The organism is Aneurinibacillus sp. Ricciae_BoGa-3, assembly GCF_028421645.1.
Taxonomy (GTDB): Bacteria; Bacillota; Bacilli; order Aneurinibacillales; family Aneurinibacillaceae; genus Aneurinibacillus_B.
The window spans coordinates 2,061,874-2,073,682 of record NZ_CP116887.1; the positions used below are offsets into that span (position 1 = coordinate 2,061,874).

12 protein-coding genes are annotated in these 11,809 nt (G+C 39.5%); 6 read left to right on the forward strand and 6 right to left on the reverse strand.

Going from position 1 to position 11,809, the window contains the following annotated elements:
- Positions 1-17: 17 nt before the first annotated feature.
- The 4 genes from PP175_RS10525 (at position 18) to PP175_RS10540 (ending at position 4,827) form a co-directional block, all read left to right on the forward strand.
- On the forward strand, positions 18-1,235 hold the full coding sequence (locus tag PP175_RS10525; protein WP_272442700.1) for an inositol-3-phosphate synthase: 1,218 nt from the start codon (positions 18-20) through the stop codon (positions 1,233-1,235).
- The gene (locus PP175_RS10530; protein WP_272442701.1) at positions 1,232-1,681 is read left to right on the forward strand and encodes a hypothetical protein; all 450 of its coding nucleotides are present in this window, start codon (positions 1,232-1,234) and stop codon (positions 1,679-1,681) included. The genes PP175_RS10525 and PP175_RS10530 overlap by 4 nt, the downstream gene beginning before the upstream one ends.
- Positions 1,627-2,985, forward strand: coding sequence for a PQQ-dependent sugar dehydrogenase (locus tag PP175_RS10535; protein ID WP_272442702.1), 1,359 nt, complete (start codon positions 1,627-1,629; stop codon positions 2,983-2,985). The genes PP175_RS10530 and PP175_RS10535 overlap by 55 nt, the downstream gene beginning before the upstream one ends.
- A 135-nt stretch (positions 2,986-3,120) precedes the next feature.
- Entirely contained in the window at positions 3,121-4,827 is a 1,707-nt protein-coding gene (locus tag PP175_RS10540; RefSeq protein ID WP_272442703.1) for a PQQ-dependent sugar dehydrogenase, read from the forward strand.
- Between the two features lie 311 nt (positions 4,828-5,138).
- On the opposite strand, the gene PP175_RS10545 is transcribed toward PP175_RS10540, so the two are convergent.
- The 3 genes from PP175_RS10545 to PP175_RS10555 all read right to left on the reverse strand — a co-directional run bounded on the left by PP175_RS10545 (position 5,139) and on the right by PP175_RS10555 (position 7,698).
- On the reverse strand, positions 5,139-6,335 hold the full coding sequence (locus tag PP175_RS10545; protein WP_272442704.1) for an MFS transporter: 1,197 nt from the start codon (positions 6,333-6,335) through the stop codon (positions 5,139-5,141).
- Positions 6,328-6,759: a MarR family winged helix-turn-helix transcriptional regulator gene (locus PP175_RS10550; RefSeq protein WP_272442705.1), complete on the reverse strand. Its 432-nt coding sequence runs from the start codon at positions 6,757-6,759 to the stop codon at positions 6,328-6,330. The genes PP175_RS10545 and PP175_RS10550 overlap by 8 nt, the downstream gene beginning before the upstream one ends.
- Before the next feature lie 606 nt (positions 6,760-7,365).
- Complete coding sequence (locus PP175_RS10555) at positions 7,366-7,698, reverse strand: winged helix-turn-helix transcriptional regulator (protein WP_272442706.1); 333 nt, start codon at positions 7,696-7,698, stop codon at positions 7,366-7,368.
- Positions 7,699-7,921: 223 nt separating this feature from the next.
- On the opposite strand from PP175_RS10555, the gene PP175_RS10560 reads away from it, so the two are divergent.
- Both PP175_RS10560 and PP175_RS10565 read left to right on the forward strand, forming a co-directional pair.
- Positions 7,922-8,869: an NAD-dependent epimerase/dehydratase family protein gene (locus PP175_RS10560; protein ID WP_272442707.1), complete on the forward strand. Its 948-nt coding sequence runs from the start codon at positions 7,922-7,924 to the stop codon at positions 8,867-8,869.
- A 38-nt stretch (positions 8,870-8,907) separates the two neighbouring features.
- Positions 8,908-9,201 carry a putative quinol monooxygenase gene (locus tag PP175_RS10565; protein WP_272442708.1) on the forward strand — a complete coding sequence of 98 codons (294 nt, stop codon included), beginning with the start codon at positions 8,908-8,910 and terminating at the stop codon, positions 9,199-9,201.
- Positions 9,202-10,120: 919 nt separating this feature from the next.
- Here the strand turns inward: PP175_RS10565 and PP175_RS10570 are convergent.
- The 3 genes from PP175_RS10570 to PP175_RS10580 all read right to left on the reverse strand — a co-directional run bounded on the left by PP175_RS10570 (position 10,121) and on the right by PP175_RS10580 (position 11,686).
- A complete protein-coding gene (locus tag PP175_RS10570) occupies positions 10,121-10,384 on the reverse strand; it encodes a hypothetical protein (protein ID WP_272442709.1) in 264 nt (87 codons plus the stop codon).
- Between the two features lie 323 nt (positions 10,385-10,707).
- Positions 10,708-10,797, reverse strand: coding sequence for a dihydroorotate dehydrogenase (locus PP175_RS10575; RefSeq protein WP_272442710.1), 90 nt, complete (start codon positions 10,795-10,797; stop codon positions 10,708-10,710).
- 244 nt (positions 10,798-11,041) lie between these two features.
- Entirely contained in the window at positions 11,042-11,686 is a 645-nt protein-coding gene (locus tag PP175_RS10580) for a GDSL-type esterase/lipase family protein (protein ID WP_272442711.1), read from the reverse strand.
- Positions 11,687-11,809: the final 123 nt, after the last annotated feature.

Genomic DNA, 11,809 nt, shown 5'->3' on the forward strand with positions numbered 1-11,809 from the left:
GAGGGAGGGGACAGATTTTGAAACAAAAGTTGGGCGTTCTATTTGTAGGAGCCTTAGGTTCGGTTGCTACGACTGTCATGTCCGGAGCTTTGGCGATTAAGAAAAAACTTGTTCCGGTTCGCGGACTAATTACCGAGTCAGATTTTGTGAAGGGGGTTCACTATACCCCATTAAGTGACATTGCATTTGGCGGTTGGGATATCCGAAATCGCAATCTTTACGAGGCTGCTCAACAAAATGCAACGATACCGGAGAATATATTGTGTTGTCTGTGGGAGGAAATGCAATCGATACCGGTTTATCAGGGAATACAGGTCAATGTGGACGATATAACGAAACAGGTATATGGCGCTTTCACAACTAATATCCAGGAGTCCCTTTACCAGGCGATCCAACGCATTATGGAAGAAATCAGATGTTTTAAAGACGAACACAATGTGGATTTCACTGTAGTAATCAATGTTTCCTCGACAGAGCCGATGATTTCACGGGAATTATACGAATGGGATCTGCCCTTTTTCGAGTCTCGAATTCAAGAAAATGACTTTCGGATTCCACCTAGCATAAGTTATGCATACGCAGCTATTCAGTCGGGTTGTGGTTTTGTCAATTTTACTCCAAGCATTTGTATGGAAGTACCGGCGCTTCAGGAACTGGCGATCGAAAAGAACGCCTTAATAGCTGGAAAGGATGGTAAAACAGGCCAGACCTTGTATAAAACAGTTCTTGCACCCATGTTTAAGGCAAGACAGCTTAAGGTTAATGGATGGTATAGTACTAATATTTTAGGAAATCACGATGGGGAAATCCTTCGTAACGACAAGCACGCAAGATCCAAACTTGAATCTAAATCTTCCGGACTGAAGCAGATTTTAGGGTATGAAGACTTTGATCATGTAGTAAGAATCGACTATTACTCGCCCAGGGGTGATCACAAAGAGGCATGGGATAACATTGATTTTGAAGGGTGGATGGGAAGCCCAATGAGTATGAAAGTCAACTGGATCGGTAGTGATTCAATCCTTGCTGCCCCTATACTGCTGGATATGGCACGCTTGATGGATTACGCTCACCGCCGAGGGGAAAAGGGAATCATGTCCCATTTGAACATGTTTTTTAAATCTCCTTATGCGCCATTTGGGAGCCAAACCGAAGTAGACCATGACTTTTTTGCTCAATGGGTTCAATTTAAAGAATATCTTGATCAGATTGTCGGGAGGGAGGGTGAGTCATGATCGAGACATGTGTGCCTTATCTGCCGAATAAATTACTGATTCGTGAATACATTTGGGAAAAGGTAAACACCAAGTTGTACCACAGATTGAATCAAATCGTCGGAGGCCAAAATCCTTACGCAGCGGCGTTATTAGATGTACAACGCCAAAAGAAGACCCTTCTCAACACGCTTATCCAAGCCTTTACTCTTTTAAAACCTGCACTTCCTGAGGGAATCGTTCAATATCATCATGACCCCCATTCTCTTATGAATGAATTAATGGAAAGACAAATAGAGCTGAAAGTCGTCTATCAATCCTATTCCTATTTTTTAGGTTCCTCTCCTAGTTTAGTGCCTGTTATCGAATCATTACAAGAACTACACAGCCGGCAGGTCGATTTATTGTTGGAGTGGAAAAAACAATTTCCAAAGGAAAAAAAGAAGAAGCACTGCTTAAAGGAATGAAAAGGGGGTACTGGTTAAACCAAGGCTATGAGCTAGAGCGCATCGTTTCGGGTCTTACGTTCCCGGCAAGTATCGTGTTTGACGATGATGGAGAGATGTATGTTGGGGAAGCAGGCTTTTCTTACGGACCCGCTGTGGAAGAAGCCAGAATTCTTCATATCAGGAAAAATGGGAAGATATGCAAGATTGCTTCCGGGTTTGAAGGGCCCTTAACGGGTTTTGCTTGGCATCAGGGTTACTTTTATGTGGTAACTGGAAGTTTTAATGGAAAAGTGTACCGAGTGAGTCGAACAGGGGAAAAAGAAATCATTATTCAAGGTTTAAGAGGTGGAGGAGATCACTATACGTCAGAAATAGTTTTCGGTCCAGACGGGAAAATGTATTTCGCAGTAGGAACGACAACAAATTCTGCGGTAGTAGGAATGGATAACGTTCTTAATGGATGGGTGGGTTTAAAGAAGAAATATCATGATGTTCCGGCACGTGATCTCAAATTGGCAGGGCAAAATTTTGAAAGTCCCAACCTGTTAGACAAGACGAACCCGAATGCCAGAGCTATGACAGGAGCGTTTCGTCCCTTCGGGGTTTCTTGCTATCCTGGGGAAGTGGCACAAGGGCAGGTAATGGCCAATGGTGTGATTTACCGGGCAAACCCTGATGGAAGTGGTTTGGAAATCGTGGCCGATGGGATGAGAAATGTATTCGGCTTAGGTTTCTTACCAGATGGAAAATTGTATGCCACGTCGAATGGTTTTGATTTCAGGGGGAGTCGCCCAATTGAAGGGGATTGGGATCCTTTCTACGAAGTGAATTCTGGTTGGTATGGTTGGCCGGACTTTGCCAGCGGATTACCGGTTACATTACCGTATTTCAAACCAGAGGGTAATGCTCAACCTGAATTTATTCTTGCAGAGCACCCTCCGATTATCGAACAGCCATTGATTCGCTTTAAACCCCATTCAGCAACCCAAAAGTTTGATTATTGCCGAAATCCACTCTTTTCCACAATAAATGAGATCTTTTTCGCTCAGTTTGGCAGTGGTCCGCCAATTACAACGGATGATTTAGAACCTAAAGGATATCGAATTGTAAAGGCCAATCCCTATACCGGGCAGGTACGTGATTTCTACATAAACTTTAATCCCGGAAAAGGCGGAAACTGGCCTGAACGACCATTAGCCCTTCGCTTTTCACCTTCCGGGGAATCACTATTTATAGTTGATTTCGGAATCTTAGAAGCGACACCTGGTACTTTTATTCCTCATTCAGATACCGGCGCAGTTTGGCGTATTAAACGAAAGTAACTAATGAAAGTAAACTTGTCCGAGAATGTCGCACTCGTGATTAGCTCTTCCCGTTTGGGGGGAGCTAATTTTTCAATTCTTATGATGGTGAGAATATCATCTCTCCCCATCTGAATAAAAAAGGAGAAGAGGAAGATGAGTGCATATATCCCTAGTGGAATGATTGAAAAAGAATATACATTGGAAGTCGTTAACTATAAGCTGTATGAGCGCTTACAGCAAATTAACCCTTATTCCGAATTGAAAAATTTCGCTTTAGAATTAGGCAGAAAGCAAGAACAGCAGTTGTCACTGCTGCAGCGATTTGCTTCTATTCATTCGACATTCCCGAAAGAAATTCCGAAATATTTTGAAGTATACAAATCATTTTCAAGTATAGCTGATGAACTTTACGATAGGGAGTATCAGCTTCTTCAAGAGTATGAAAGCTATGCTTATTATTTTTTATCCGCTGATGTGAAAAATGATCTGCTGCTACAGGCTCTTATTGATACGAAAATGCAGCAGGTTAACATGCTGATTGATATCAAAAAATACATGTCCGCAATTTCCAAACACCATGATCAAAACATTGCGCAGGCCACGGTCCCCTTTGAGCTTGAGGAGGGGTATCAATTAGAAAAAGTAGTCGCTAATTTAACTTTTCCTACTTCTCTTACAGTAGATGATCAAGGTTTTTGGTACATTGCAGAATCGGGTTTTGCTTACGGAACGCCTCCGGGGGAAGGCCGGGTACTACGCGTAGGCAACAATGGAGCCTTAACCGAAATTGCGGGTGGTTTTAAAGGTCCGCTTACAGGGCTTACCTGGCATCAAGGATACTTCTACACAGCGGAAGGAAATCGTGGGGGTGGGGATAGAGATGGTGGAAAAATAACAAAGTTTTCGCTTGATGGACGCAGAAAGGTAATAGTGTCCAACCTAGTAAGTTGCGGTGATCATTTTACAGGTGATATCAAAGTTGGTCCTAACAATAAGCTTTATTTTACAGTTGGTACTGCAACCAATTCAGCTGTGGTAGGGGCGGATAATACAGAATGGCGCAAACTACATCCTAATTTTCATGACACGTCAGCTCGGAATTTCGTGCTTAACGGAACTAATTTTATTAGCCCTCGCATTATTGAACACGATCAAAACATAAATATTACTGGTGCTTATAAACCTTTTGGTGTCCCGAGCTTCGACGGTGAAACTGTTAAAGGAAATTTGTTTGCGAATGGAGTAATTTACAGTTGCGACTTAGATGGTAACGATTTACGAATTATAGCGGATGGGTTCCGCAACCCATTCGGAATGCGGTTTTCACCTTTTAATGGAAAATTATATATAACGGACAACGGGGCTGATGAGAGGGGAAGCCGTCCGATTAACCGCGATTGGGATAATTTTTGGGAGATAACTATAAACGGCTGGTATGGCTGGCCTGATTTTTTTAGCGGTCTTCCCTGCATACTTCCCCACTTTCATGTAGCCGATGAACCGCAACCTACATTTTTGATTAAGAAGCATCCCCCACTGGCATGTCAACCAATGGCACGTTTTGCACGTCACACTTCTTCTAATAAGTTTGATTTTTCTAGGAATCCTGTTTTTGGTCATGTAAGAGAGGTATTTGTTGCACAGCTGGAAGGTTTTAAAGTTGTACGGTTAAATACTGAAACTGGGCAAATCCGTGATTTTCTTGTAAATCCCATGGCAGAATCAAATACACATGGCCCGATTCGTCCTTTGCAGGCTAAATTTAGCCCGGACGGTACGGCACTCTATGTTGTTGATTTTGGAAGACTATCTAATCCCCAGCCGCATACAGGTGCATTGTGGAAAATAACAAAAAAGTAAAATAGATTAGGCATAACCGTTTATCAGTGAAAGTTGATAAAATCCACCCTCATTAAGATTCTGAGTTGTTTTTTATCATGTTCGTCCTCATTCAGAACAACTTTTTATTGTAAAAATAAAAAACCGAGGAAACCAAAGCAGCCTTTTTCCTCGGAGAAAGGCTGCTTTGACGGTTTCAGTTTTCACATGCACAAGCAATAATGACCAATCGAGAAGAAAGATGTGGACATCCATTAGTGTAACTATACATATGCAAACAAATAACCCGCCTTTGATACAATGAGGAGGCTTATCGTGCAGCGCACCATCGGCTAGCTAGCCTTCGCAAGCTGTTCACCCAGTGCCGCTTTTCTTCCATGCAAGAAATAATATAGGAAGATACAAGTGAACATAATAATGCCCATAAATATATACAATCCTCGGTAACCAATGGATGGGACCAAAAAGCCCAATAAGAATGGTCCGACTCCAATTCCTCCATCCAGGAAAATAAAGTAGGTAGAAGTTGCTATTCCTATACGATGCTTCGGAGAGCCTTTAATGGAAATGGCTTGAGCACTAGCCGATAACGTACCATAGCCGAGACCGACAAAGACCCCTGCCACTAAAAGGAAATAGCCTTGGTGAACCTGACTAAGGACGAGTAATCCAATCGAAAAACACAGGAAAGCCGGATACATTACAAAATTTTCACCTTTCGAATCAAGCCAGCGCCCGGTGAACGGTCTAGAAACTAAGATAACAGCAGCGTAGACGATAAAGAAAAAGCTCGCCACATCCACTAAGTGAATTTCCTTTGAATAGGATGTAAGGAAGGAGAGAACGCTAGAATAGCCAAAACCAATAAAAGCGGTGATGATTGCAATCGGAATGGCGCTAGGTTCAAAGAAACTATTAAACTTAAATCCCTTCATTCTTCCTAATTCTTGTTTGGTTAATTCCGTCTTGGGAACCTTCAAAAAGAGCGAGGCAATAAAACTAACGGCTAATAGAAGGGTACATAAAACAAAATTCATGCTAAAGCTAGTGTGTTGAGTGAGAAACATTCCTAAAAAAGGACCGATCGCCGCAGCAAGGGTGAGACTCAATGCATAATAACCAATCCCTTCCCCGCGGCGCTCAGCCGGAATAATATTTCCAACAATCGTTCCTGTCGCCGTGGAAGCTATCCCAAAGGCGACACCATGCAGGAATCGAATGACTAATAGGAAAGTCACACTGTTAACTGCAAAATAAAGGAGCGTGACAATTAAGATAAAAATAAAGCCAATATAAAGCATCTTTTTCCGTCCAACCTGTTCAATGGATCTCCCGGCAAAAAGACGCGCAATAAGTGCCCCTAAGACAAAAATTCCAGATGCGAGTCCGGCCATACTTGGTGATGCTTGAAATTTTTCCGTTGCATAAATGGTTATGGTTGCTACCAATAAGTAAAAGGTAAAGTATAGAAAAAAATTAGCTGCTGAAACAATTAAAAAATCCTTTGTCCACAATTTTGACTTACTCATTATTATTACCCTCTTTGTTCGTTACATTTTCTCGCATTTTTGGAAGTATACGAAAAGCAGCGTTTTGTTCTTCTGCCGGAATACCTTCCATCACACGGTATTCCAATTCCGTTATTTTTTTGCGACAAGCTTGGTAAACCTCTTCACCTAATTCCGTTAACTGAATGATTTTTTCACGCCTGTCTTTGCCCGGAATTCGATTCACCAATCCTGTCTCTTCCAAGCGGTGGACCGTTCTCGTAATAGTAGGCTTTTCTACATTAAAGTTGCTAGAAATATCTACGAGCGTAGAAGGGCCATTATTCTTCACATAAAAGATAACCTGCCACAAAGAATAGGAAAGATCATATGTACCCAGGAGTTCATTCAATCTCGTTATGAGAGGTCTGTATAGAACTAGATAACGCTGAAAAAAACCTTGCAATTCACTACCACCTTTTTATAAAAAATTAGTTACCCTTGATAACTAATTGGTAGTATACGCCTTTTTCAAAAAACATGTCAAGAAATCATCATAATTTAGAAATTGGATGTGCTTAATGTTCGGATTGGATTTTTTTATTTAGAAGATGTAATAATTGAGTTTCATCTTAATGAGAGGGGGGTCCCAATTCCGCTATTTTGTTTCCATCCAATTGAAGATCACTTATATTTTGGTTCAATGGAATATTAGAAGAAATATTTGGAGCAGCCAAAACCAACATTGCACAAAAGGCAATACAAAAAGAGAAAATGACAATCAAATAAAGAGAATCCTTCCTCTTCTTATTTCTCTTATATTCGATTAGCGAAATGACCTTCGACATAGTTAACACCCCCATATACGATAATGGTAAGTATATGCTTGTCTACTAGGGATAATGCTTGAATTCCGACTTATTTATTATATGTCGTGGAAGATCCGATAGAAAAACGAGCGCGTGAAGCGTGGAAATTTACCCGGGTAAAAGACAATAAACAAACAACCACCGTGATTAAACGCGGTTAAAATTAGAATTTTCTAATAAAATTACGATCAGCAGGGGATGATTCACAGTTTTAAAATGTTCCAAGTATTCCCCCAGTCTTTCATTGCATCAAATATCGGACGGAGGGTTTTCCCTTTTGCCGTCAATGAATATTCCACATGCGGGGGAATTTCTGAGTAGATAACCCTGTTAATTATCCCTTCTTCCTCCAACTCCTTCAAACGCATTGATAGCGTTCTGGGACTAATGCCTTTTAAAGATTTTTGGATTTCACCAAATCGTTTAGGACCTATAAAGAGATCTCGAAGAATAATAAACGTCCACTTACCACCTATTACACTAATAGTCTTTTCGATGGGGCATTTGTTGTTGTTTTGTTCACTATCTATAGACATGTTATGTCCCCCTCACTATATAACATTATAGTTACTATAAAAAATATCAGTACTTTAAAATGAATATCACTTCAATTAGTATAGTTCACAAGGGCCCCTTTAGTAAACCCAAAAAGCAGAGTGTTCCTTTACAAATGGGACTGTGCAAGTATTTCTTCATCTGTTTCAATACTGAAAGGTGTAACGTAATTCATTAAAATTTTGAAATGAGAGGACGTTAAATATGAAATCAATTGTTTTGGGAGCAACAGGTTTTATTGGTAGTCATGTTGTTGAACAATTACAATTAGCTGGTCATCAAGTTACTGCAGCTGTTAGGAATAGTAGTGACACAGCATTTTTAGATAGGTTGAGGGTCAAGATAGAAGTAATTGATTATTCTGACAATAAAGAAATTGGCCGAGTGATTGCAGGAAATGAAGTCGTATACAATTGCATCGCAGATACCAAATCTTTAGATGATGAAATAGAAGTAAAATTGACTAGAAATCTTATTGAAGCAGCCGCTTCACATGGAGCTAAAAGGTTTATTCAGCTTAGTACCATAGTTATCTATGATTTTCAAACCAACGAACCCATTGATGAATCATATATTACGCAGCCCGAGTACCCTGTTCAACAACTAAATCTGGAAAGGGAGAAAGTTATCCAAGAAGTGGGTACGGAAACCGGCATCGAAACCATCATTTTACGCCCAGCGAGTACCATCGGTGTTAGGGATAAATCATCATTTTTCTCGCGTCTATTTACCTCGCATGCTAATGATCGACATCCGATGATAAACAATGTGTCGACTAAGGTTTCCTTTGTCGACACACGTGATGTTGGACGTGCAATGGTTTGGTTAGGAACGTATCAAAAACCCGAGCATGACAATGGCATCTATTTACTCAAAGGATTTGACACAACTTGGAAACAGTTAAAAATAGAAATGGATCAGGCGGCAGGTAAGATTTCGAAGACAGTGAATTTACCAGATACATTAACGGATGATGAAATGCTTCAGTATAAACTATCACCGTTTGCACTGAAGACTTTTACTGTAAATAGAATTTGGAATGATAGCAAAATAAGAAAACAAGGCTTTGAGACAAAGTACTCACTGAGTGATGCCGTGAAAGCTTCGGTTGATGATATAACCAGCCGCAACAAGTCAATGAACAGAAAGTAGAATAAGTGATTCAAACTATGACAAGGAGTGTTTTTACAATGGTGACAGTAGTATGGGAGACTTGGTTGCAAATTTCGAAGGCTAGTGAAGGGTTAGAACTAACTAGAAGAATATGGTCCGATATGAAAAGTTTTAAGGGATATTGCTCCCACTCTATGCTCGTTGATCAGGACAATCCTGCACACATACTTGTAGTTAGTCAGTGGGAAAGTCGTGAAGCTGCCGATAGAATTCGGGATGAATATGCCGATTCCCAAAACGTTAAATTACTGGCACCGTTATTAGAAAAAGAGAGAAATCGATGGGTTTTTGATGAAGTGGTTAATAATTAGAGTGGCATCTCCCAGTGCTGTTTAAGTACCCATTTAATCTTCTCTCTCCAAATCGTAGATAAAATTAAATGCCTTACGTAAGGTGAATAGTAATCAAAGTTTCGCTTTAATAAGGCTTTCTCTGTTCATCGACATGATGAGAAATGGCGAGATTTATTGTTAATTGCTCATTTTGTATAATCATGAATACTTTGTAAGTACCGGTTCATCTGCAGATATACTTGGTGAGCAAAAGGTTGTTCTAAGAGAACGGCCTTTCCTGTAGGAGGGAGCTTTTCGGAGATAGCATCTGTCAGATTTACTTGGTAAGCAAAAAGGCCGTTCAAATTGAACGGCCTTATCTAGGAGGGAGGTCTACGGGTTTTCAGAGATAGCATCTGTGAGATTTACGTATTCTCACTTATACCCATCAGTTTTCGCAATTTTCGGTAATTATCACGAGCAGGACGAAAATAACAAGGATGAACCGAATGCTTGTAAAGAACATACTATCACCTCGCATCTTTCAGGGAGTGAACTACACCAGGCTGTGAAGATAACGATAGACAAGTATTGGATTATCGAAAAAAATGGAGCAATTGATTTTTGCTATTTAAAATGTAGTTTCCATATATACTATGATTGCCTTTTATCTTTGTTGTGGACAAGTGCTCAGTAGACTCATTTTTGGATTCATAACCGATAACATAGCAAAAGCAGGATAGCGAGTAAGGTGAAGAGCACGAGGATGATAATAAATTTGCTGTTGTTAATACCAGAAGTCATGAAATTCCCCCCCTTTTACATAAGGGATGTATGATTAAATCATTTAAAATCCATTGGAAAAAGGCGATATCTTCCTGTGTTAGGTAAAGAAGGGGAAAAGTGAAAGAGTAAGGATTACTTTTTCACTTTTGAAATGTTATTTTTGTTCGGGAGATTATTTAGTTCCCATTTTTTTCTTAATCTCATCCACTTGTCCCATGGTAATCCCGCTTTGTAAAAGCTTAGCGATCAATGAAAGCGCCGATCCGCCGTTTGAAAAACCTTTAAATTGCTGAACGTATTTGTTAAGTTCAGCATCTGAAAAAGTTTTTCCATTCGCTTTTCCGGCAGCTTTTATAGCTTTCTTAATTGTTTTTTCATCGTTCAATTTGTCTAATGGAATTTCCTTAACAATTTTAATAATCGTATTTATATCCATTCGGCTATTCTCCCCTTTCCTGTAAGATACTACATTTTATTGTTAATTCTTTTGATATGAAACGAGGTTATCGCATATATTCTAAAAGTGACTACTCATCTTAATCTTTTTTATTTGTTTTTTTATAAGAAAAAGGATGGTACATAATTCATGATAAAAAAGCCGCCAATCCATAGGGCACTGCAAAAGTTCATTTTTTAGAAATGAAAATGTCTTAGTAAAGCAAAAGGCCGTTCAAATTGAGCGGCCTTTTCTTTAGGAGGGAGATCTATGGGTTTTTAGAGATAGCATCTGTGAGGTTTACGTGTTCTCACTTATTCTTATTAGTTTTCACAGGTTTCTGTAATAATCACGAGCAGAACAAAGATGACAAGAATAAACCCAATTGTGTTTCCTGTACCGAAGAATGACATACTATCACCTCCCATGTTCAAATGTAGTTTCTATACATACTATGATTCCCTTTTATCTTTGTTCTGGACAAGTACTCAGTAGACTCATTTTTGGATTTATATCCGATAGAATAACAAAAGCAGGTTAAAAAGTAAGGGGGAAGAGCATGAGATGATATACATTCGCTGTTATTAATACCGGAAGCCATATCCTCTTCCTCTTTAAATAAGGGATGGATGATATTACGTGCACGGAGTTGAAGCGTTAGGGTGTATAATCTAAGTTTCTAATGGTTTGAGCTATTAATCGATGCCCATTATAGTTGGGATGTAACCCATCGATAAATAGCAGTTTATTTTCGTGATGTAAAAAGGCAGCATACACAGGGGCAATTTTTGTATGGGAATCGGCCGCTTTATGGAGAATTTGATTTAATTTTTTTACCAACTGCCGAGCTAGAGGAAATTCCGGCAGAGGGTTATAGAGTTCGATATAGCGGATGCTATAAGGTTTATTGGAAGATTTTTTTATGTTTTTAATTCTTTGGTCGATGGATAAAAAATTTCGCTGAAAATTTTGAAGTGCAATTTTTCCTGCTTTTTTCATTAATGTTTTTTCATAAACTCGGCCCGCCTGAAGTAAATCGTTTCCACCGATGGAGCATGTGATGATATCTGCCTTTTGTACGGATTTGACAAAGGCAGGGTCATGTCTGAGTGCTTGTAACAATTCATAACTCGTCCAGCCTGACTTTCCTAAATTATGAAAAGTGACAGGCGTCTTTAAATCTTTTTCTATAAGGTTTCGATACTGGTGCGCATATCCATAGATATAAAAAGCTCCCGCCCCTGCTGTAATAGAGTCTCCTATCGCGGTGTAACGAAGGGACGATAGAGGATGCATCATCATCACCTTTTGATTATTTAATCTTTAGCCTTCTGTTATGATTAATCTCATTCATTTGGTCCAATGTTTTAATTGTCTTTTCACGAATACTGAATAATTAAACAATTTTATTTATATCTATTGACT